The following is a 24,255-nucleotide window of genomic DNA, read 5'->3' as shown; positions in this document are numbered from 1 at the left end:
GAGACGCCCTCCTTCAGTTTATAGACAAGCTTCCTTTGCTTCGAGCGAAACTCATATCGACCTTCAATTGAATCAGTTTCATCTCCCCTTGCTCCAATGCTTGCATGTCATCCAATTAAGAAAGCTATTTTTTCTGCACAGGTATCCAGATTTCCCCGGAATCATTCACTGCCATACCATAATACATTTCAAAACTAGGGCCTTCCACCTGTTCGTATTCAGATGTCGGGAACCATTCAGAATATATTCGTTCCCATAGCCTCTGAAGCTCGCATTCGTGGTCAGGAAAAACACAGCTACGAGTTTGAATTGCTCTCCCCATAGCTGTGTCTTTTAGTTAAGCTCTATTCGTCATGCCCTGTCGTCAAGCTACGCGTAAGACGCAGCAGCTCCACACCAGCCAGCAGCACAATTCCAATCCCATGTGTGTCATTGAGCTGCCAATCCAGCTCTTCCTTGTAATACAGCTTGTTGAAGGAATAGCCTGAGCCGCGGCAGACACCATATACATTGCCACCCTTGTCAATACAGTAGCGGGATAGTCCCTCCCAACCACGCTGAGCTGATGAGATGAACATATCCGTCTCACTTGCCCAGCCCAGACGCACACCACGCGCATACGCATAGATGAACATGGATGTACATGATGCCTCCGCATACGATTCAGGGTCGGTGAGCACCTGATGCCACAAGCCCTGCTGATCCTGCAGCCGCAAATACCCATAGGCAAGCTCATTCCAGAAATGAAGCAGCTCCTCCCGCAGCTCATGCTCCTCTGGCATCACGGTCAACAGCTCTGTGAGGGAGAAAATAACCCAGCCGTTCCCTCGGCCCCACGGCACCCCGTTGGGCTTGTCGAACTTGATATCATATACATGATGCATGATGCCCAGCTCCGGTTGGAACATCCGCTTGCGGTACAGCAGGAACTGCCGAGCTGCATCCTCCAGATAGGCTGCCTCTCCAGTCAATCGGTAATACTCCGTCAGGAACGGCGTGCTCATGTACAGATCATCGCACCACATCGTATCCTTCATGAAATCCGTAGTCCCTGCTGCACGGTATAGAGCGCCATCCTCCTGCCGATCCTGCACCTGTGTGATATAAGCAGCGATATCTGCTGCGGCCTTCACAGCTCCCTGTAATGGACGCATTCGATGGGCTACTAGCATGGCGGCACCGAAGGAGCCACAATCATCCAGCGAATCTATCAAGGTGAGCTGATGGTTAATTCCTGGTGCTCCGAAGCGATCGCGGTCCCAGACCGCATAGGTATGCAATGAAGTACATTGTTCGATGTGTCCTTGTGCATAGTCTGCAAAATAAGGCTGCGACAGCTCCTGCCCTGTGGCCAGCAGACCATATAGTGTGACCCCCAGCGGATAGTTCCAGCGCCCATACATCGCCGTCTCTGTATAGGGGCGCACCCAACTGTCGGGCTGATCCACACGCCAGAATTGGGCTGAGGCTTCCTCGCCCAGCAGCGCACGAACTGTAGGTAAAGAGGCTACAGACGGGGCGTCCTCGACCTCGAATGGCCCCAGATGCAGCCACGCATCAGTCGAGCCCTCAATGCGATAAGGCTGTACGAGACGGACCTTTTGCATAGCAGTATGATCGCTCCTACGGTGCACACGATCTTCTGGTGCACTGGCCTGGAGTACCGATGAAGCGGTATCGTCAAAGGCTGAGTCTAGATCTGGACCCATGTCTGCGTCTGACTCCAATTCCAGCTCGAAGCCCCAGCCTTCCCCATCACATACGGATTCCACAATCAGTTCATGGCGACCAAATTCCAGTCGCAATGGAACGACTAGCTGGTCACGATCCTGTGCCTTGTTACTGACCAGTGTGCCGTCAAGGTACACCGCAAGGGACGAGATGGCCCGGCAGGACCCGTATAGCTTCACAAGGATCGGCTCTGGATTCATAGATTCAATGCTGCACCAGGAGAACGCTACGGCATCCTGCTTCACACCAAAGATACGAGAGAGCTGTCCCTCCTGCTGCTCCTGCTCAGTCCAGCGGAGGTCAGGATACCACGTACATCTTGCGGCAAAGTCGGCTTCTTCATGTCCCCATGAAGCAGAGGATACCTCCTCGTTGGCATCAGCTCCTCCGTCCTTCATCGCACAAGAGACGGTTGCCTGCTGTCCATGGGGCATATTGGCTACAGACGAATCTGCCATAGACTGGCCAGGCCACACGGTCCACCGCTGCTGCTGTGGAGCACTGTATAGCCAGCCTTCACAGCCGCTATGCTCGTCAGTCGGCATCAGGAAGTGCAGCGGGGCTCCTTTCACACTGCCTGTACCGAATATACCGCCGCAGCCTGTGCCGACAGCCACGAATTCCAGTACGATATGGTTCCAGCCCGCATCCAGCTTAGCCCGAAAATAGCTTCGCCGCTCAGGGAACACATCCTCGTTCAGATTGGAACGAAATACGCTTCTCCCATTGATATAGACCCGGGCGGGGCTGTAGCAGCTGATCGCAAAAGGAAGCTCAGCCTCCGTGTCACTCCACAGCTTTCCCCACACATAGACGAAGTCGCCCGATTGTACAGACGGGAATCTCTCATGCAGATTCATATCATAGCGACAATCCGGCAAGCGCCGGAAGCCGCGCTCCGAATGGACACGATACACCGGGGGGTGAGCCGGGTGTGCACCCACGAAGCGCCCAGCGACAGCTGTCAGCACCTGCTCGATCTGCGTTCCCGCATATCGGCTGATACTATGATGAGGAGGAAAATACGTCGGAATGTGAGCCGCGGCATCGCTTATTTGGACAGCCGTGCTTGAATGGATCATGGCAGGCAAAGCCTTTAAATCTTTTACATCCTTCGTATTGTCCGTATTCTTCTCAACCAATCTGCTCATCGTCCGCTCCTCCTCTCAGACCCATTCTCCACCAGGATACAATGTTGAGCTATAAAGACGCTTGCTCTGCTTCAACGGCTTGGCAGCAGCCGGGGTCAATTCCATAGGTGCAGAGGCAAAAACCTTTGCAGTCTCATCATCATAGATAATGACCTGCTCAAGTCCGGTTCCCAGCAAATCCCCGTGCGCAGCATAGCCTTCATGAGGGAACTGCACAACTCTGTTCATTTCACCATCATAGAGGCCCGGATACACGCCTCCGCCCCGACGATAGGCCAGAATGTAATCCAGTGCGTCCTGCTCCCAGTGACCTACCGTCTCTACAATCGTCAGCCATCCGCCTGTCGTCCGTTCTTCCTTCCACACCTCACGGCCTTCGTGATCAAGCAGGAACAGGGCATCCTTGCCCTTTAATCCTTTGCCATCATCCTCCCGTACCATTCGGTCAAGCCCGGCTACCTGCAGTCCTGGCTGATCCTTCAGGAATCGTCCCAGAGCCAGATGCTGAGATTCAATCGAGCCCTCGTAGCGCCACAGCTCCTGTCCGTTCCGATCGTACATCACCGTCACACTGCCGCCGATGACCAGCTCAGGTAGTCCATCGCCATTGACATCACCGACCCAGATGCAGTCCGCATGATCGTCCAGATCATGGCAGCTCCAGCGCAGCTGTCCCTTGGCATCCAGCAGGTCATACCCGGCCATGACCTCATCCAGCCCATCTCCATCCAGGTCATACACCCACGGGAAATGCCCTACATTGCCCTTATGTGTCCACAGCAGATTGAAGTCCCGGTCAAGTGCCCATAGCTGGTGATACCGATCCTTGAGGATAATATCCGTGGGATGGTCCCCCCCTGTCAGATTGGCAATGATAATACAGTCATGTGCATGCTCGGACGGAAGATCATGCACGGCTTTTACCTGCCCAGTGTTACCGTCTAAGATATGAAAACGTCCATCCATTACACACAGCACCTCAAGCTGTCCATCGCCGTCAATGTCGTAGATTTGAACAGGATAATCTGAGCCCTGCTTCCCTGCACCCGGGTCGGGCTTCCCTGTCTGCCATAGAAGCCTTCCCTCCAGATCGTAAGCCGTGAGACACTGCACCTGATGCGGAATATAGCGAACATCCTGGCGGTTGTCTGGCTGCACGAGTAGCAGCTCCGCACGTCCATCTCCATTCAGATCGCCCAGCAGCAGCTTGCACCGCGGGCCAGCAGCCGTAATATCAATATCCGCAAGACAATGCGGGGCCAACTTTTGAATAAGTGCTTCCATAACCAGTCCTCCTGTCTCTTCTTCACACGAATCCATGCCATCTTTACGAATACAGTCGAGTTCGAGCAGATACATTCCTTAGCAGACACATCCCTCAATTGAAGCAACAACCCTAGTGCCTTGACTGCATGCGATTTCGGGTTGGAATGATCTGCAGAGAGCGGGGTAAGCAGAAAGCGGGGAAGCCCTAGAGAAACGACAGTGGCCGCCTTTAAGCTTGCTGTTCATCAGCTTTTCCATTTCGTTGGAAAGAACAGCAAGCTTAACAGTGGTTGACAGGGCTCCCCGCTTGCAGCGGCTCTACACTCACATTTGATCTGGTCAAGGTACTTAGTTCAGGTCCACCTGAGCGCCCCCGGGAACCTCCACGATCGAGCCATCAACTGCCAGCCACACGGAGAAAGCCCCTGGATTGTAGACAAAATCACGAGCAGCGGAGAAGATCAGCTGGTTACACGCCTTTAGATAATGGACGATTTCAATATTCGTCGCATACCAGATATCCTCACGTTGTCCTATGAGCTCACAAAAACGCTCCATGACCTCCCAGTTGTTGTCCTGATCGAACTCATAGCTATGTCCCCACACCGCCATCAGGTAGAGGTACTGCCGCTTGTGCAGGGCCGCAAAATTCTCCCCGTGCTCCATCAGGTGATCGTTATGATGACAGGTCATTTTCCACTCCAGCCAATCCTCAGGCAGCCCGAAGTCACCTCGGGTGGTCGGCACCACACGTGCATACTCCATCCCGAGCGACGGAAGAACGCTTATTATATCCTTGTTATAGGAACCATTTGGATAGGACATTCCTCGAATGGGTGTACGCAGCAGGCTCTCGAAGTACTTGCGGTCCTCCACGATTTCATGGACGATCTGCTCCATAGGACACCGTGCGAGTGTAGGATGCGTCTGGGTGTGCACAGAAATCTCGTGACCACGATACAGCTCCACAAGCTCATCCGCGGGAATCCGCTCAGGCTGATCCAGCAGACCTGAATTCAGGTGAAAGGTACCTTTGATGCCGTATTGGTTGAACAAGCCTACGAGTCGTTCATCGGCTCGCTTCCCATCGTCATAGCTCATGGTAAGCGCTTTATGCCGACCTTGCGGATAACAGTAATAAATACTAGGCATGATCGCATGCACTCCTTTTCTATCTCAACTTCATCAACTATTTTCCCTTTTTGTGCTCGTATATCCTAACGTGAAACCTCGTACTCTATTTACTTCTCTTACTTCTTTATTGCTCTTTATTGCTCTTTATTGCTCTTTATTGCTCTTTATTGCTTCTTCCTACTTCTTATTTTCCCTTGTTCTTCCTTGTTCTTCTTCACTCTCCCTCTTGCTTCGTCACACTTCCCCATACTTACTCATTCTTACTCGTGCTCCCTCTATACAGCCAACATGCGATCATGCGATCATGCGATCCGGTAGGCCGCTCCATAACCATTTCTCTTGCTTATTGCAGCTCTTCTGCTTGAGACGATGCCAGTGGTGCATACACAGACAGATGGGCATATTCCGCAATCAGTGGTGCCATCTGTCGAAAGCCGATATACCCACCTCCAAGCAATGGACCATAGCTCTCCCCATCATCTGTCCAACGGAAGATCGGCAAGCCGTTGATGGCAAAAGTAAGCTCCGCACCTTGCTTCAGCACCAGGATGTCATACGCATCTCGCATGTCCTCCACACCCGGGAGCGGATCGGCGCCCTGTGCTACCAGATGGAAGCCATAGCTTTTCCGTAGGTTACAGGTATGAAAGCCGCGTTCCTCCGCCCACATTCGACGGAAATACGAGACATGAAATGCATCGATATCCCCGTGATGATATTGGTTATATTCACCAGTACGGACTGCCAATGCAGGATCGAACAGATCCCGCCCGCCCTGGCCGCTGGCAGTGAAGAACATAATGGCCAACCCCGGTTCCCGCAAAGGACGGAAGCGCCAAGTAATTGCACAGTCCGCTGGAAAGCTCACAGGGCACCAATATACGACATTGGCACGCTGTCCTTCCTTCGGGTCCAGTGTGCTTTCGAGCCGCATTCGACCCATAGGGAAGGTCACAGCCCCCTGCCCCTCCAGACGGAAGCTGCTAACATCCGCCGGAGATGCGAGTGGATTATAATAGACTCGTTCCCACTGCTGTGGAATCAAGACAGGACGTTCAGTGTGCGTCATATCCTCCACCTCCCGTTTGCTTTTCTCTGGCATCCATTCAGAGCCCATACCTCTTAGGCACGAGCAGCAATCGCCGCTGCATCCTCAGGCAGTTCAGCAGCGATCAGCTCCAGGCTAATAATGGCATTGATGGACCACTGCGAGGCTTCATTGGTATTCATCCAGTCAATCTCACTCAGCTCATGGACATACTGCACTCGTGCAGCTTCATGCTGCAGATTCACACGCCCGAACGGATTGGCCAGCAAAATGCTCCAGCAACGCTCAGCCGTAGCCGTATCCTGTCGGTAATACGCTCCATAAGCAGCAATACCCACACTCAATACAGCGTGCTCGAAGCGAAGTGGACCATTGATGATCCCTCCTGTGATGGCGTCCTTCTCTTCCTGTGGCAGATTGTAGAAGACACCGAATTCCGCGAGCATATCCTCCCACTCCGGGTCCTCCAGCATGGCTGCCAGCTCGAACCAGACCTGCGGACCGCCCATACTAATGGCGAGGTGTCTGCCCCAATTGTCGTCCCCCATGCCGTAAAGTATCCCGGTCTTGGGATCGTAGCCATAGGTAGGTCCCGACAGCAAGCGCAGATTCGCTCCCTTGATGCATTCGATCCCCGTCAGAATCTTGTCACGGTAAGCCGAATCTTCGAATCGCTCCCACCTTGTCATCCAATTCGAGCTGAAGGCCGCCCAGTCTGGTCCTACCCGAACATGAGTCGGAAATTCGTCCTTCGGGAAATAAGCCCGCATCGGGTCCAGTGTCACGGTACTGAAATCCGCATCCTTCACATCATCCATAACATCCCCGATCCGCTCATCACCGGTCAGATAGTAATAGTAGCGGTGGAGGCCTGCCATGGCGATCCGTGCTTCCTTGCAGCCGCAGCCCCAGTGAATGACGTTATGACGCGAGCCCAAGCCAGCATATTCTCCAAAATGGTAGGAATCCACCTCGCTCGTATGCCGAGTCATCGCTTCGGCCATTCGGAATACATCTGCGCGTCCGGTCCGCAAGAACGTCAGCCACAACCACATATTCGGCACCAGCTCACCGTTCTGCCAGGCACAGCCACCCAGATCGTAATTCCAGACATGCCGCACTGGATCATAGCTATGCATGAAGTCGCCATAGTCCCAGAAGCCGTACCATCTACGCTGCTCGATCTCCTCCAGATAGAATTCGATAATCCCATCCAACCGATCCTCCAGATAGCTCTTGGACGGTGTGCTTCGATCTGGCAGACTCCAGATCCCAAAGGCAGCGGCCTCATGGTAATACTCCGGTGTACACACGAGCCTTGCAGGCGTATCCACCGCTGTCTGCATTCGCGCCAGCCCTTCCCTGTCTGGTGTCTGCTCCGTGCACCAGAGCGTCAGCTCGTTCGTGTTCGCAATTCCATACGGTGTCGCTCGCAGCTCCTCCGCTCCTTCATAGGATGATTCCACATGCGTTTCCGTATCGTAATGCCTTAGGTCCATAGCTCCCGCTTCCGGGGACCAGAACCAGACCGTCAAGCTTGCGCTATCCGTCGCGGCTGCTTCAATCTCCATGCCCGAGGGATATTTGCGCCAGCTATCCTTCAGTCCTACTGCTACGCCGCCACCCTCCGAGCCAATGTACCCCAGACCACCAGCACGACGCCCTTCGGCTGCCTTGATCCAGGCATTGCCCTCAGCTGTGCGCTTGACGATCCGGTAGTGATCTGCGGAGTCCTGTACGATCCTGAAGCCGTTCCAGGTCGCCGAATCCGCGAGCAGGCTGAGAAAATAGGCATCCTCATCCGCGTCGAAGGCTACGGGGCGACCCTCAGTCTGATCTGTGAACAGCTCCTGATATTTCCCCTTCGTGCGCCGGGTATGCAACGTCTTGGGCGATTCACTGAACAGGCCACGGTCACCACCAAAACGAACATGGCGATTATAGAGCGGCCCACGCATAGGAATGCTGAACCGTATTCCGAGTCCTCTGATATAATCCTGATGCGGGTTCCCATCGTAATGAAAGGTATGTACCACCCTTATAGAATCCAGTCCGGCATGGAAATACAGACGCAGCGTGTATGGCAGCCATTCCCGCGAACCTGAGCTGGATACGGAACGGTGTCTTCCCTCCAGCTTCAGCACAGCCTGCAGCGGACCATCCTGCTCCAGTAAAACATTCCGGGTATGCCCCGCGAAGCTCTCCTCCCGGATCGTCACGGTCCCGGAGACCCGATCCTGCACCTCACGTATACAGACCAATTCGCCCCCATCGCACAGCTGTACCATTCCATTTGTAGCCGGAGCGCTTACTATGGAGACAGGGATTGCCGCACCTGATCTTCGGTGGATACTGCGGAGCAATCCTCGTCCCTGCTTGTTCACTATACAGGTCATAACACCTGTGTCTATGATGAAGGTCTCCTGCGTCTCCTGAACAGCCACTCGGGGATGAAGGGCTTGTATCTCTGTTGCATCTAGACCCTTGGGATCTGTTGCCTCAGTCAGAATCCATTCTTCATCTCCAACTTGGGAATCCTCACAGATGGCGGTATGGAAGGACCACTTGATGCTGCCGTCGGGCCAGTAGGCGGCTGGGCGGCTCTGTAGTGGGAGCTCGACATCATGCTTCTGCCTGCTTGCAACCAAGTGAGGCAACTCCTTGCGAGACAGCTCTCCTTTTCTCCACGGCACCCCCCAGGTTACTCCTGTGGTGATGGTCGGCTTATGTAGCCAGCGTAGAGGAATCCTTGGCACCATGTTCAACATAATCATCTCCTTATAGTGAAGCTGCTTCTTGAGGTCCAAGAAGCAGCAACCTGAGCAGGACAGCACAGTAATTCGGTGATTCGAGAGTAATAAAGTAGTCTCATATTTAATGAAATATCCTAATAGTATTGAAGTATTCAAGTGGTATTAAGTATCATCATGAAAAAAAGCACATAAGCAATACGCCACTATTTCCCGTCCTGCCGGGCAGATTCAGAGCTGTCCTGCTGGTACAGCTTGCGATAATGCGTCGGGGTCATTCCCTCCTGCTTCTTGAAGATCCGATTGAAGTAGCTATGCTGATATCCAACCTGTACCGCCACATCGTTAATCAACAACGAGGTATCCCGCAGCAGCTCCTTGGCCTTATCCAGCCGTAGCTCCGTTAGATAATCAATGAAGTTCTTCCCTGTGACCTTCTTGAACCACTTGCTGAGTACAAACGGACTTGTGCCCGTATAATCAGCGCAGCTATCCAGCGAAATATTGTGCATGTAATTCTCGTTCATATAAGCCATTACCTGCTCCACGGTCCGTCGGAGGCCGGCGTCCGAGCGTTCTGCCATCTCCTTCAGGAACGGAGCGACCACCTTCGATCTGAACCAGTCGAGAATGAGACGCGGCTCATGAATCTGCGACAGCGCAGCATACATATTCGCACCCTTGAACAGCTGGTTAGGGTGAACGCCTGATATCATAATCGCATGCTGGATACTCCCGAGCAGGTGCAGCATGCCCTGCTGCACATCTATCGCCTTCGCACCATCTGCACATAGCGCCTCCAGGAACTCCTCCAGCAGACGATAGGCCTCATCCGCCTCTCCCATACGAAGAGCCTGAATGAGCCCCCGTTCCAATGTAAAGGAATACTGCGAGTCTGGCGCTGCTTCGCCAGTACGATCCATCTGCTCCAGATTGATGATCTGATTCTCTCCACTGAACTGACGATAGCTGGCAGCCTGCTTCACGGATTCGAAGAGCAGCGGAACCGCTGATACCCGGTCCGTCGGGGCGGCAAAAGCAATCGTCACTCTCATCTTGAGCATGCGATTGATCGCCCCTGTCAATTCCTCTGCGAAGGTCTGTACCTGCTTCAACAGCTGTTCTTCAGGTGTCCCCATAATAAGCAAGCCAGCTGTCAGATCGTGGAAATGGATACTCTCCGCTTGGTGAAAGTGTTCAGCAGCCATCTCACCCATGATATTAACAGCCGCGAAGGATACCAGACTCTCGTCACCATCCCTGAATTTCCCCTCCAGGCTGGAGATCCCTGTTAATTGAATATAGAGCACCACCAATTGGCAGTTGTCCATACTCCATTGATAGCGTTCCATTCGCTTACGAAGCTCCTGCTCAGAATAAGCATACATATTCCCTTGGAAAAGCTGATGCAGGAAGCTCTCCTTCACCTGGGGAAGCTGCTCGGATAGCGTGTACTGTAGCGCGTGACTCTCCCCGTATAGATGTAGCCAGCGCTGCTCAATCACGGAGAACTCATCCACTCGGGCATGAGCAGCCGCATCCTCTGGCATTAACGTCTGCATGAGCCTTCTGACAGGAGAATAAATCTTCCGCGAGGCGAACCAAGACAGGATAGCTGCCAGCAGTAACGCACAAGAGCTTACCGCAAAGATCAGACGAGAAATAAAAATGACAGGAGCCGTAATATTCGTGATTGGAGAAGCCGAGACATACAGCCATTCCGCAGCAATCCGAGAGAAGCTGCCATAAGTAACAGCGTAGGTCACATCCTCCCACTTGAACAGGAACGAGGACGAGCTCCCGGAGGCACGCTGCTCCTGAATGGCGCTGCGCAGGGCGCTCACGAAAGGAGCGTCCTCCGTACTCCCCCCGGCTGAGACGAACAGATCCCCTGTTGTCCTCAGCAGGAAGGTCTCGCCGTTTTTGTAAGGCATCATCGTCTTCAGCATGGCGGCTACCTTCTCTGAATCCATGCGCATCAGCAGAGCTCCGTTCGGGCTCTGGCTGCCACCAGGAATATGGTGCACCAGCGTCAGGTCCTTCTCCCAAGGTCGATTGGGATCAAACGCCCACTGCGCCCAGTAGGTGCTCTGTTCCTGCTCCATCAGCTTCTCATAGCGCTCGACTACCGCAGCAGAGGACACGAGACCATACTCGGGATTGAATAGAACAGGCTGCTCCTCTGACAAATACAGCTCTACCTGTTTTGCCATGGAGCTAGAGCCCTGCATGACCACCAGTGTCTTCGTAATATCCCACGCCCGTTCATGGTTCAGCGTGAAATCCATTCCCTTGAGACTGTAATCGAACTTCGGATCGAAGGCCCAATGCGCCAGCATGAGCTCCAGATTCGTTAATTGATCATTCATGTAAGCTGCCCGCTGCTCGATCTGACGATTGTGGTTCGCCAGCAGCTCACTCTCCAGTCTGCCGCCAGCCATCCAATAGATCATTGCACCAATAATGAATCCAGGAATGGAGGACACGACGAGGACTATAGTCAAGTTACTACGAAAATACCGTCCCCGGTGTCCCGCCCGGAACGGACTGTACCGACTCCATTGCATCGCGATCCTTTTCAATGTGCTCTCACCAGCCGAATTAGATTTGAAGTGAAGCCGAACTATACGCTTCTCCTTCGGCTCCATCCGACTGGATCTGCATCCATGAGAGCACACACATCTTGCTGCTCTATACGCCATGGTTGCTATCGCTACTGGGATGCTGCCTTGGACAACCTTTCGAAGTAATATACTGCTTCATGGCTGGCACAGACTCCACGATGAATGGAGCCTATGTCAGCCATAGCAGGATCTAACTATCGTAAGTGGCCCTTACTTCTCGGAATTCGCGTACAGCTCGTTCATTTCATTTACCAGTTCATCTCCGCCTGTGTTGCGCCATACCTCAAATGCAGCCTTCAGGCCTGCTTCGTCAAGCTGTCCTACAATGAATTTAATACGTGCGTCGTTGATGATATTGTCCAGCTGCGAGCCCTTTTGTGAATATACCTTGGAGATGAAGGCCTCCGCCGGATTATTCACAATGAACTCCTCATTGGCCTTCTGTACAGCATTTTGCTTGATCAACAGAGGCGTCTGCTTCACCTTGGCCGTGCGATCCTCAGGGATGAATGCCAGCATTTGGTTCAGTCCCTCAACCTCACTCTCCAGCAGGACTGTATCCTTGGAACGCTCTACGGCTCCGTCCACTATGGCATAGTGCTTGCCTTCCAGGCCATAGTTCAACAGTGTCTGATTATCGGCATCGTTCAGCTGATCGAGGAATTTCAGTACCTTTTTCAGCTCATCCTCCGTCTTCACCGTGGATTTCGGAATGGCCAGGATTCCTGAGAAGCCTGAAGTCGGCAGCGTACGCAGTTGACCATCTGGACCCTTGACTCCACCATTAACATCAATATAGTGCTGGTCCGGCTGATCCTGACCTGATTTCTCCAGCGCAGCGTGAATCCGATTGTCGATCCGTGCTCCACCGTCTACCACGTCTACGATTACGCCAGCCTTGTTATTCACGATCGGATCTGTCCATTTGGCGCTGTCCATGACCGGGAAGTCTGAGTTAATCAGCTTCTCTTCGTAGAGCTTTTTCATGAATTTAAGCGCTTCCAAATATTCAGGATACTCATGCTCCGGTACAAGCTTGCCATCCTTCACACCCCATTTATTAGGCGAATTGAACCATAGCTTGATTGTATCGAAGCCACTTGCCCATTGTCCGGTCCATTTCACCAGCACCATACCGTAGGTGTCAGCCTGACCATTGCCATCCGGGTCCTGCTCCTTGAATGCCTTCAGCATATTATAGAAGTCATCGACCGTCTCTGGCTCCTTCATACCGAGCTTATCCAGCCAATCCTTCCGGAATGCCATACCGTTACGACCGAGGTTGCGTCCACGATAGATCCCGTAGTTCTTGCCTTCAATTGAGGAGTTCTTCATAATGACCGGATTGGCCTGACTGAGATTCGGGTAATCCTTCAGATAAGGACCAACCTCCCAGAAGGCGCCTGATTTGGCAGCGTTCACAAAACTGGATGCCTTGACATCGCCTACATAAATAATATGCGGCAGCTTGCCTGAGGCCAGTGTAATATTGAATTTGTCCGCATAGGAAGCATTAGGCACCCATTCAAAATGGATCTTCGTTCCTGTGCGCTTCTCAATCTCGGCTGCAGTCGGACTACCATCCTTCGGATAATTCGTTTTGAAGATTGGAAGCATGATATTCAGATTCAAAGCACCATCATCAGCCCCTGCTGATCCTTGATCCTGATCACCGGAATTGGCGGAGTTGCCACCGGCACAACCTGCGATCAAAGTTACTATCATCATAGCAGCAATCAGCATTGACAACCAGCGTTTCGTGTTAGCCATACATGTCCCCTCCATTATACTTATTCATTTTCTTGCCAGTCTGAGAACTTGCTCTACTCGTCTGAGAATTTGCTAATGACCCTCTTCAACTCCGCTTCCCTATCCATAACTTAGCCCTTCACAGAGCCCAGCATCACCCCTTTGGCAAAATGCTTTTGCAGGAATGGATATACCAGCATAATCGGCACGGTACCAACGACGATGACCGCCATCTTGACTGCCTGGTCCGGTGGCTGTACAAAATTCGGGTCCATTGAACTTAGATCGCCAGCAGCCGACTGGGATAGCATAACAATCTGGCGCAGAATGACCTGCAGGGGCCATTTGCTCGGATCATTGATGTACAAGAGCGCCGAGAAGAAGTTGTTCCAGTGCCCCACCGCGTAGAACAAAGTGAACGTCGCCAGCACCGGCTTGGAGAGTGGGAGTACGATCCGCCATAGCAGCCCAAGCTCGGTACAGCCATCAATCTTGGCAGCCTCCTCCATCTCAAGTGGCAGCTCCTGAAAGAAGTTCTTCACAATGATCAGATTGAAGGCACTGATTGCTGCAGGATAAATCAAGGCGTTCAGAGAATCGAGCATATTCAGCTCACGAATGACGAGATACGTCGGGATCATCCCGCCGCTGAACAGCATGGTGAAGATGATCAGATTCAGAATCAGATTGCGCCCCATCAGCTGCTTCTTCGCCAATGGATACGCCATAGTGACGGTGCAAAAGAGATTCACAATCGTTCCGACGACCGTCACATAGATCGAGACGCCAATACTATTCACAATCGTATCCGTGGAGAAAATGAAGCGGTACGCATCTAGCGAAAATGTAGTCGGAATCAGAAATACAGCACGCTGCGTAATCTCTGCCTCCGTCGCGAAGGAGCCGGACACGACGAATATGAACGGAATAATGGCTACAATGCCGATTAGACCGAGGAAGACATAGTTGAAGATGTCAAACGTCACGCCTCCAGCAGTTCTATATTGTTTGGCCACGCTCTATCCTTCCCTTCCGAAGATCTTAGTCATAGCTTAGTAAATGCCGGACTCACCAAACTTCTTGGCCAGCCAGTTCGTGCCCAGTACCATAATGACGCCGATCACCGACTTGAACAGCCCTACAGCAGTACTGTAGCTGAACGCACCTTGTGTGATCCCGAGTGTGTACACGTACGTATCGAATACCTCCGCCACTTCACGGTTGAGTGCATTCATCATCAGGTAGATTTGCTCAAAGCCGTTGTCGAGGATCGTCCCCATACGTAGAATCAACAAAATAACAATCGTGCTGCGAATAGCTGGAAGTGTAATATGCCAAATCTGCCGCCAACGGTTCGCGCCATCCACAGTCGCCGCCTCGTACTGCTCCATATCTACTCCAGAGAGCGCCGCCAGGAAAATGATTGTCCCCCAGCCGCACTCCTTCCAGATGGTCTGGAGGATGATCAGCGGACGGAACCAGTCAGGATTGGCGAGGAAATCAACTTTTTGCCCTGTAAACGCATACACAATTTCATTGATTGTGCCGCCTTCCGTCGTTAAGAGCACATAAGACATACTCGCAACAATAACCATAGAGATGAAATGTGGTACATACACCATAGTTTGAATGGTTTTCTTATAAAAGGAAAGCCGAATTTCATTCAGCAGCAGCGCCAGTATGATCGGTGCCGGGAAGAAAAATATAAGATTATAGAAGGACAGGATCAATGTATTGCGCAGCAGCATGAAGAAATCGGGATTTTGAAAAAACACACGGAAATGCTCCAACCCTACCCATTCGCTCTTCCAAAAGCCCAAAAACGGCTGATAATCCTTAAATGCTAACATGACCCCCCACATCGGGATGTACTTGAATATTAGAAAATACAGCAGACCTGGGATCAAGAGAATATACAGCCAACGATCACGAATCAGCCTCTTCTTGCGGAGTGCCCATTTATTAGGATACAGTCTTGGCTGCGATGCTGCCAGGTCCTGAACTGCTCCACGCTCCATTACGAATCACCTCCGGTTGTCATCACAACAATTACGATTGAAGCAGCCATGGAATGCCACAATCCTTTGCGTGAGTTCATTATGGAATGAGGAGCATTTTCCAGCAATTAGACTTTTTCAACGGGGCTGTTATTGGCCTGATTTGACCGGATACTAGGCCTCTTCAAGAAAGTGCAAACGGTGCAAAACATTACTATTGCGCGCAATGACGCCGCCGCTTATGCTTCCCCTGTTAAGTTACTATAGGAGAAATTCAGGTAGGAGCCAATCAAAATTGGTTCGGTGTACGCAATGAAATATCTACTCACCTACGAGACAAGGAGGCTGTACGAATATGACGGCTAAGCTGTATCACGGGGCCGCCTGGTATCCCGAGCTGTGGAATGAGGATGTGCTGGAGCAGGATATTCGGCTGATGAAGGAGACCGGAATTAATCTGGTCCGTATGGGGGAATTCGTATGGAGTATGCTGGAGCCAGAGGAGGGTCGTATTAATATCACGCCGTTCGCCGACTTCATTGAACGTCTGCATCGGCACGGGATTGATACGATCATGTGCACACCTACGCCTACTCCGCCGATCTGGATGACCCATCAGCATCCTGAACGCTGCTTCGTAGATCAGCAAGGCACAGTCATGGGACACGGAGCCCGTCAGCACATTTGCACGAATCATCCCTATTTCCGGGAACGGGCTGCTATTCTGGCAGAGCATCTCGCACGGGGGCTCGGGCAATTGCCTGGCCTTGTGGGCTGGCAGCTGGACAATGAATTCAAAGCCCATGTAGCCGAATGTATGTGTAGCACCTGCCTGGGGCTATGGCATGCATGGCTGGAGGCACGCTACGGTACTACCGAGCAGTTGAATGAAGCTTGGGGAACGAATATCTGGAATCAGCGCTATCAGCGCTTCGATCAGGTGCCCCAGCCGGGGCCGGCTCCATTCCTGCATAGCTCCTCGCTGTGGACTATGTACCGTCTCTTCTCCATGGAGAAGATCGCGGAATTCGCAGATGAGCAGGCGGCTGTCCTGCGTCGCTATTCGGATGCTCCCATCACGCACAACAGCAGCGTTGCCTTTCATGTGGATAATGAACGGCTGTACCAGAATCTCGACTTCGCCTCATACGATACCTACGCCTCACAGGAGAACGTGCACGCGTATCTTCTGAACTGTGACCTGTGGCGTAATTTCAAGCCGGGCCGGAGCTTCTGGATCATGGAGACAAGCTCCTCCTTCGCGGGCTCACTGAAGAGCTATGCTCATCCGCATCCGAATGGATATCTGAAGGCTGAGGCGGTAGCTGCCTATGCGCTGGGAGCTGAAGCGTTCTGCTACTGGCTCTGGCGACAGCAGCGCAGCGGCAGTGAGCAGACGCACAGTGCTGTGCTAAGCGCTTGGGGCGATTACGGGGTAGGCTATGCCAACGTCCTGGAGGTGGAGTCTGCGCGACGCGAGCTAGAGCCCTGGCTACTTCATAGCCATCCCGTGCAGGCCGAAGTAGCCATTACCTATTCAGACCGTACCAAGGCGTACTTCGCAACAGAGCCGCATCGGGGATTGAATTACCGTGGACTGCTAGGGGATTACTACAAGCGCGTGCTGAACATGGGGATTCATCGTGACCTGCTGCCGGAGGGAGCTGAGCTTAGTGGATACAAGCTACTGCTCACACCGTTCGTTCATTATATATCTCCCGAGTATTTGGCTAAGGCTCGGCAATTTGTAGCCGAGGGTGGCATTTGGATTATAGGTCCCTTAAGCGGTGGACGAACCCAAGAGCATACGATTCATACAGATGCTGCGCTGGGCAAGGAGCTCGAACAGTTGGCTGGTGTCAAGACGAAGTATACGTACCCGATGGAGCAGTCCGGGGCGATCGGCCATGCCTTCGGTGTCTCGGCGGATTTATCGTTATGGAGTGCCCTCTTCGAGCCACTTCCCGGCGAGGCGGTCAGTATAGGGGAAGTCATCGGCGGACTGACACCCGGCTTGTCCTTTGTTACCGAACGCAGCTATGGACGCGGGTCCGTCGTCATGCTGGGCTCGCTGCCAACAGGTGATGATGGAGATCTGCTGCTACGCAAACTGATTGATCATTATGCAGCGCAATCCGAGGTTCGGTTGCGGAGTGATGTCACCTCGGGGACCATTGTCTGTCCCCGCCAGGGAGAGGGCTACGAGCTATGGGTAATCGTCAATATGGACGGTCATGGCGGCTCCGTCACACTTCCGTATTTGGGAGAGGACGCCCTGAGCGGACAACAGCTGCCTCCCGGGCCGCTCAAGCTCGGAGCTTATGAGTACAGGACGGTTCGTTTTCCGGCGTAAAAGGATCATACCCCATGCCAAAAGAAGCTTCCCAGCCTTATATAAGGTCTTGGAAGCTTCTCGTGCGTGGTTAGCGGAAAGCGGGGAAGCCATAGAGAAACGAAGTGTCTGCCTTTAAGCTTGCTGTTCAACTGCTATTTAACTTAAATCAAAGAACAGCAAGCTTAACAGCAGTCGACAGGGCTCCCCGCTTGCAGCTGCTTTACACTCGCATTTGATTCGGTCAAAGTCTAGTCTAAAGTTCCTGCTCTACGCCTGCTGACGCAGCTTCAGGAATACCTGATAGCTACGCTCGGCACAAGAAGAGATGGACACCGGATCAAAGCCGATCAGGTCAGCATACAGCGTATCATTTAGCGGAGCTGTCCAGGACTGCGGCAGCTGTGATGCACCGAGTCGTGCGCCCATAATGGAGCCTACCGTAGCCCCGTTGCAGTCCGTGTCCATTCCACCGTATACAGAAGTGACTACCGCCTTCTCAAAATCATTGCCCGCATACACTAGTGATGCCGCTACCAATGCCGCATTGTTATTGGTGTGGACGGCATCATAGTGACTGAAGGCATCCCAGATCCGGCTAACGAGCTCCCGTTCATTGCGAGCCTCAAGCCCAATCTCCATGCCGCGCTGAACATCCGCCGCCAAGCGACTGGTCCTCGGAATCTCACTTAAGCCAACCTGTACAATGCGCTCACTGTCGCTCTCCACGAATGCAGCCGCAATCATAGCCGCAGCCAGCATCTCACCATAAATGCCATTCTTCACATGAGAGAACGAGGCATCGCGCCAGCCCAGCTCTGCTGCCAGCTCTGGTCGCCCGGCTACACCATAGGCCAGACCATCGGCACGAATCGCAGCTCCAATCCATTCCCGATAAGGATTCAAGTGCATCCGTACATGCTCCTGGCGCTCCAACCAGTTCGAAGGCTTGCCCGGATGGAGATGAGAAGTCTCCTGTGCAAAATTCATGTAGGCCTGGGTCTCTGCTGTACATACCTGACTGTACGTCAGACGGCGATGCCACAGCTTCCCGATATCCCAGGAATCCCAGTCCAGCCCCTTCTCCTCCAGCATGAGCAGGCCCAAAATCGTATAACGGATATCATCATCGCTTTCCATGAAGCGAATTTTCTCCCGTACACTCAAGGGCCCCAGCTCCGTCAACCCCAGTCCGTACTCCTGTTCAGCTCTGGAATGCTCTGGTGTATAGCCTTGGATCGGCCAAGCGTCCGCCCCCTTGAACCAGAGCTCGACATTCTCCCATCCAGGTCGTCCATCCTTGCCGTACAAATAATCAGGGTGCTCCAGCGGCTTGCCGAGCGCGCAGCCAATACTGCGTCCCAGCCAGGCACCACGGAATTTATCCTGCCATATCTCCTCACTCCAGTCGGCCTGGAGAGTCCGTGGGCCATCTGGCCGCAGACGACGAATTCCTTCCAGATCTGAAGGCTCCTCGAAGGAGAATTCCGGAGTTACAGTAAGGTTCATTAGCTCATGATATAGCTCCAGCAGCTTATGTTCGTCCTGACCCGCAGCTGTCCAGCGCTCCGCAAAGCCCTGCGTATCGCAGCCCTCTTCGCCCCGCTGTATGAGCTCCAGCCTCACCGTCTCTTGCAAGTCTGTCCAGCCCGCCATGTTATGCATCTCCTTGCGAGGCTTGCAGCACCTTGGCATCCAGTATAGCCAGGGCTTCAAAAATAAGACGAATAAAGGCTTCACGATCAACACCGAGCAGCACATTGACGTTCGGCTCCCGGTCTGTCTTCGTACGCAGGTCACCTACCGTCATACCGCGGGTATACGTCCCTTGTGTCTCGATCGTGACATCCACCATTTTGGACTGGAACAGCTCGGGCTTCAGCAACCATGCAATAGCACATGGATCATGCAGTGCATTGCCATGATAGCCCATCTTTTTCCCGAAGATCGAATAGAAATCCAGTAACTCTCCTACCATGACAGAGACTGGGCCACGCGTCTTCAGCGCTTCGATCTCTTCGTCGAATATAGCGGCCTTATCCGTCACGTCCAGACCGCTCATTGTAATAGGAATGCCTGATTCGAAGACAATCTGAGCCGCCTCGGGATCAACGTAAATGTTGAATTCCGCTGTGCGTGTCACATTGCCGTAGGCAAGTCCGCCGCCCATCATCGAAATGCCCGCAATACGGGATTGTAGCTCAGGATAGGCACGAATCAACGTCGCAATGTTCGTCAGTGGGCCAATCGGTACCAATGTAACGGGCTCAGGCGAGGACAGCAGGATCTCCCGCATGAACTCGACTGCTCCCATCTCCAGCGGACGATAACGGCTTGGAGGTAGCACCGGACCATCCATGCCGGATTCGCCATGAGCCTCTTCTCCCGTCACCAACGTACCGAGCAGCGGTCCCTTCGCTCCTTTGGCTACGGGGATGTCCGCACCTACGAAGCTCAGAATCTTCAGTGCATTATCTGTAATCTTCTCTAATACCTGGTTACCGCCTACTGTGGTGATTCCTTTGATCTCCAGCTGCGCAGGATGAGCCAGCGCCAGCAATATAGCAATGGCATCGTCATGCCCAGGATCACAGTCAATAATAATGGGTCTAGTCATGGTCCTCTCCTCAGTTCGTTTTTTGTGCCAGCTTACGGCGCTTCTTGCGTGTCTCTGCAATTGCATAGACGATCAGCCCGATGACGGTAGCTACATATGGCAGCGTACCGATCAGCTCGGCTGGGATTTTGAGCACCTGCAGTGCATTGGCTAACGCTTCTGCTGCACCGAAGAGCAGCGAGGTCAGAGCTGTACCTACTGTCGTGCTCCGTCCCATGGACTCAGCCGCGATCGCAATCCAGCCCCGTCCGGCAATCATATCCCGAGTGAACAGGGACAGGTACCCCATCGACATGTAGGCTCCTCCCAGACTGGCGAAAAAACCACTCAGCAGTAAGGCCGCATATTGAATTTTCACCACGCTGACTCCGACGGATTGAGCTGCGTGTGGATTCTCGCCAACCGAGCGAATCTGCAGCCCCAGCGGCGTTCGCTTCAGCAGATAATAGACAGCGATGACTGCCAGTATAGAGACATAGGTCAGAATATGATGCCCTGACAGGATGGGGCCGAGCACCGGCACCTGATTAAGCAGAGGAATATCCAGGCTGGGCAGCACCTTGCTGGGCAAGGAGGTGGATGAGCCTTTATCACCACTTAGCAGGTACAGCAGGAATACAGTTCCCCCTGATGCGAACATATTGATAGCCACTCCGCCCAGAATAATATGCGTCTTGAACTTGAGGGTGAAGAAAGCTAGCAGTCCGGCAATGGCTGTACCAGAAAGGACCGCACCCAGCAAGCCTATCCAGGCACTGCTTGTATAAGAGCTAACAACAACCCCGGCCAGCGCCGACACCAGCATGATGCCTTCCATACCAATGTTGATGATGCCCGCACGATTGGAAATCAAGGCACCAAGAGCAGCGAACAGGATCGGCGTCGTCACCCGCAGCACCGAAAATGCAAAATCCGTCGTAAGAATCACGTTCAACAGACTATTCATGAAGCTTGGCCTCCTTCAGCAGCATCCGATTCTTCCAGAATTTGAGGAACTGCTCTGCCGAGATCAGCAGGATAATGACAGCCTGAATAATCGAGATCATCTCGGAAGGCACGTCCGACAGACGAGCCATCAGATCAGCACCAATGCGAATATAGGCCAGGAAGAGCGCCGCTCCAATGACGGATAGCGGATTATTCTTAGCCAGCATGGCCACAAGTGCGCCATCAAGCCCGTATCCTGGCAGCGCAGTCCATTGGAAGCGATTATACATACCCAGCACCTCTACAGAGCCGCCCATACCAGCGATGAAGCCTGCAATCAAATGCACGACAATGATCACCTTGGCTGTCTTCATGCCAGAGTAGCCGGCGAATTCACGGTTAGCCCCCGTCATACGTAGCTCATACCCCCACCGGGTCCGGTACATGAAGAAGTGGGCAGCTACGATGAGCACCAACACAATAATCAGCCCGGTATGCAGGCGGGTGCCTGGTACAATTTTGTCTAGCTGGGCCGTCTGAGCAAATTTATAGGATACATTCGAGAAGGCCTTGGCATCTCGCAGATGATAATTCAGCAGGTACAAGCCGATCCCGAATAAAATACTATTGAACATCAGAGAGGTAACCAGCTCATTCGCATTCCATTTGGCCTTCAGGTAGCCAGGTATGGCCGAGATGAGCGCTCCCGTAATAGAACCTGCAGCAATAGCTATAATCGGGTGCAGAATTCCGTTCATGCTCAGGTGAATAGCCAGAATCGCAGCGACTATGCCAGAGATGTAAAAGATACCCTCTGCTCCAAGGTTGAACATATTCGTCTTGAACAGGAGCGATACCGACAGCCCCGTGAACATGAGTGGAATAGCCATTTCGACTACATTTCCCATTCTGCTCACCGTTGATAGCGGCTCGAACAGAAAGATGCGAATCGTCTCTACAGGCTGGCTGCTTACCAAGGAAATAATAATGAATGCGATAGCAAGCGCAATCAGAATGACCGCTGAGGTCCGCAATACTTCAAAATACTTCAATCGGAACATGGGGAAGCCTCCTCACTCAATTGCTCCTGCTGACGTTGAATACCCAGCATGTAGAGGCCAAGCTCCTCTTCACTGACACTGGCTGGTGACTCTAGGCGTGCAACAATCTTGCCATCGTACAATACGAGCAGCGTATCGCTCATTTCCAGGATCTCATTCAGATCCGCCGAGACGAGCACGACAGCACAGCCTGCATCCCGCAGCTCCAGTAGCTTCTGATGGATGAATTGGGCTGCTCCGATATCCACGCCACGCGTGGGCTGCTCCGCAATCAGCAGGTCAGGTCCGGTCGAGCACTCCCGGGCAACGACTACCTTTTGCATATTACCACCAGACAGCATACCAATCTGCTGCGTGGGGCCTGAGCATCGCACCTTGAATTCCTCAATCAGTGAGCGTGCCAGCTTGTGAACAGATGACATGCTCAGGAACAAGCCTTTATTCAAATTCTTCGAACGATACTGGGTAGAGATCAGATTATCCGCAATGCTGGCTTCACTCGCGGCACCCTGCCGATTCCGATCCTCCGGGATGTAGGAGACACCCAGCTTACGAATATCATGAATGTCGAGAGTGTTGATGCTTCTACCTTTTACTGCAACCTCTCCTACGGACTGAATGTTATGCAGTCTTCCGGTCAGAGCCTCGATCAATTGCGCTTGTCCGTTGCCTTCGACTCCGGCGATGCCCACAATCTCTCCGGCACGAACATGAAAGCTAATATCCGATAGCAGAGTCTTTCCTTCATGATCAACAGCTCCAAGTCCCTGTACCGATAGTACAGGGTCACCGTAGCTCGGGCGCGTCTTATCATACTTCAGCACGACATCCCGCCCGACCATCAGCCGTGAGATTTCCTGCTCACTGACATCGACTATGTTGAATACACCCTCTGTACGTCCACCCCGTAGAATTGTGATCCGGTCACAGATCTCCTTCACTTCCTTCAGCTTGTGCGAGATGAACACGATCGTATGGCCCTTCTCCTTCAGCTGCTTGAGCTCCCGGAACAGCTCCTCCGTCTCTTGGGGCGTCAATACAGCCGTAGGCTCATCCAGAATGAGAATTTCTGCGCCACGAAGCAGCGCCTTGAGAATCTCCACCTTCTGCTTCATTCCCACACTCAGATCCTCGACCTTCGCTTCGGGATTCACCGTCAGGTTGTACTTCTGGGCCGTCTCCTTCGTCATCCGCACGGCCTCCGCATAGTGAATGCCGACCCCTCGCCTTGGCTCCATACCAAGCACCATATTCTCTGCAACTGTAAAAGACGGTACCAGCATGAAATGCTGATGCACCATACCAATACCCAGCGCTATAGCATCCTGCGGATTGCCCAGCTTCACCTGCTGACCTTTTAGCAGAATCTCGCCTTCACTCGGCTCCTCCATCCCGAACATCATCTTCATCAAGGTGGACTTGCCTGCACCGTTCTCGCCAGCAATGGCATGAATCTCGCCCTCCTGCAAAGAGAACTGTATGTTCTTGTTAGCCACGACCCCATTCGGGTATACCTTCGTAATGTTTCGCATTTCCAGCAGCGCGCCGGGCATGGTAGGCAACTCCTCTCTACAGCAAATATGCACAAAAAATATACAGCCGAAAAATGCATCAAATAGCATGACTACACTTTCCAGCTGTACAAGATCAATTCCGTATACAACTAATACTTTGACCAGATTAAACGTGAGTGTAGAGCCGCTGCAAGCGGGGAGCCCTGTCGACCACTGTTAAGCTTGCTGTTCTTTCCATCGAAATTAAAAAGCTGATGAACAGCAAGCTTAAAGGTGGACACTCTCGTTTCTCTAGGGCTTCCCCGCTTTCCGCTAACTACGATCTCCGAAGATCATTAACACCCGAAATCTAAT

16 protein-coding genes are annotated in these 24,255 nt (G+C 52.7%); 1 reads left to right on the top strand and 15 read right to left on the bottom strand.

The genetic code is table 11. From position 1 onward, the window contains the following. Positions 1-124: 124 nt before the first annotated feature. The 10 genes from MKX74_RS02355 to MKX74_RS02310 all read right to left on the bottom strand — a co-directional run bounded on the left by MKX74_RS02355 (position 125) and on the right by MKX74_RS02310 (position 15,471). A complete protein-coding gene (locus MKX74_RS02355; protein WP_341177377.1) occupies positions 125-322 on the bottom strand; it encodes a GyrI-like domain-containing protein in 198 nt (65 codons plus the stop codon). 22 nt (positions 323-344) lie between these two features. Beyond that, entirely contained in the window at positions 345-2,882 is a 2,538-nt protein-coding gene (locus MKX74_RS02350; RefSeq protein WP_341177376.1) for a glycoside hydrolase family 88/105 protein, read from the bottom strand. A 15-nt stretch (positions 2,883-2,897) separates the two neighbouring features. Then, positions 2,898-4,166: a hypothetical protein gene (locus tag MKX74_RS02345; RefSeq protein ID WP_341177375.1), complete on the bottom strand. Its 1,269-nt coding sequence runs from the start codon at positions 4,164-4,166 to the stop codon at positions 2,898-2,900. A gap of 330 nt (positions 4,167-4,496) precedes the next feature. After that, positions 4,497-5,300 (bottom strand): polysaccharide deacetylase family protein, encoded by an 804-nt coding sequence (locus MKX74_RS02340; RefSeq protein ID WP_341177374.1) that lies wholly within the window; start codon positions 5,298-5,300, stop codon positions 4,497-4,499. A 325-nt stretch (positions 5,301-5,625) separates the two neighbouring features. Then, positions 5,626-6,399: a DUF1961 family protein gene (locus MKX74_RS02335; RefSeq protein WP_341177373.1), complete on the bottom strand. Its 774-nt coding sequence runs from the start codon at positions 6,397-6,399 to the stop codon at positions 5,626-5,628. Positions 6,400-6,404: 5 nt separating this feature from the next. After that, positions 6,405-9,098, bottom strand: coding sequence for an exo-rhamnogalacturonan lyase family protein (locus tag MKX74_RS02330; RefSeq protein WP_341177372.1), 2,694 nt, complete (start codon positions 9,096-9,098; stop codon positions 6,405-6,407). A gap of 188 nt (positions 9,099-9,286) precedes the next feature. After that, positions 9,287-11,728: an AraC family transcriptional regulator gene (locus tag MKX74_RS02325; RefSeq protein WP_341177371.1), complete on the bottom strand. Its 2,442-nt coding sequence runs from the start codon at positions 11,726-11,728 to the stop codon at positions 9,287-9,289. 186 nt (positions 11,729-11,914) lie between these two features. Then, on the bottom strand, positions 11,915-13,474 hold the full coding sequence (locus MKX74_RS02320) for an extracellular solute-binding protein (RefSeq protein WP_341177370.1): 1,560 nt from the start codon (positions 13,472-13,474) through the stop codon (positions 11,915-11,917). Positions 13,475-13,584: 110 nt separating this feature from the next. Beyond that, the gene (locus MKX74_RS02315) at positions 13,585-14,469 is read right to left on the bottom strand and encodes a carbohydrate ABC transporter permease (protein WP_018887122.1); all 885 of its coding nucleotides are present in this window, start codon (positions 14,467-14,469) and stop codon (positions 13,585-13,587) included. Positions 14,470-14,505: 36 nt separating this feature from the next. Further along, positions 14,506-15,471 carry an ABC transporter permease gene (locus MKX74_RS02310; protein WP_341177369.1) on the bottom strand — a complete coding sequence of 322 codons (966 nt, stop codon included), beginning with the start codon at positions 15,469-15,471 and terminating at the stop codon, positions 14,506-14,508. 334 nt (positions 15,472-15,805) lie between these two features. Between MKX74_RS02310 and MKX74_RS02305 the strand changes: the two genes are divergently transcribed. Further along, entirely contained in the window at positions 15,806-17,803 is a 1,998-nt protein-coding gene (locus tag MKX74_RS02305; protein ID WP_341177368.1) for a beta-galactosidase, read from the top strand. A 249-nt stretch (positions 17,804-18,052) separates the two neighbouring features. Here MKX74_RS02305 and MKX74_RS02300 read toward each other — a convergent pair whose 3' ends face one another. The 5 genes from MKX74_RS02300 to MKX74_RS02280 are packed head-to-tail and all read right to left on the bottom strand — an operon-like array spanning position 18,053 to position 23,940. Further along, the gene (locus tag MKX74_RS02300; protein WP_341177367.1) at positions 18,053-19,438 is read right to left on the bottom strand and encodes an ADP-ribosylglycohydrolase family protein; all 1,386 of its coding nucleotides are present in this window, start codon (positions 19,436-19,438) and stop codon (positions 18,053-18,055) included. A gap of 1 nt (position 19,439) precedes the next feature. Further along, entirely contained in the window at positions 19,440-20,399 is a 960-nt protein-coding gene (locus tag MKX74_RS02295; protein WP_341177366.1) for a nucleoside hydrolase, read from the bottom strand. A 10-nt stretch (positions 20,400-20,409) separates the two neighbouring features. Then, positions 20,410-21,345 (bottom strand): ABC transporter permease, encoded by a 936-nt coding sequence (locus tag MKX74_RS02290; protein WP_018887127.1) that lies wholly within the window; start codon positions 21,343-21,345, stop codon positions 20,410-20,412. Further along, positions 21,338-22,387: an ABC transporter permease gene (locus tag MKX74_RS02285; RefSeq protein WP_018887128.1), complete on the bottom strand. Its 1,050-nt coding sequence runs from the start codon at positions 22,385-22,387 to the stop codon at positions 21,338-21,340. The genes MKX74_RS02290 and MKX74_RS02285 overlap by 8 nt, the downstream gene beginning before the upstream one ends. Continuing rightward, entirely contained in the window at positions 22,375-23,940 is a 1,566-nt protein-coding gene (locus MKX74_RS02280; RefSeq protein ID WP_341177365.1) for an ABC transporter ATP-binding protein, read from the bottom strand. The genes MKX74_RS02285 and MKX74_RS02280 overlap by 13 nt, the downstream gene beginning before the upstream one ends. Positions 23,941-24,255: the final 315 nt, after the last annotated feature.

Origin of the sequence: Paenibacillus sp. FSL K6-1230 (assembly GCF_038002385.1) — a bacterium.
Classification (GTDB): Bacteria; Bacillota; Bacilli; order Paenibacillales; family Paenibacillaceae; genus Paenibacillus; species Paenibacillus massiliensis.
The sequence above is the reverse complement of the archived record's forward strand: the minus strand, read 5'-3'. Positions and strand labels throughout refer to the sequence as shown.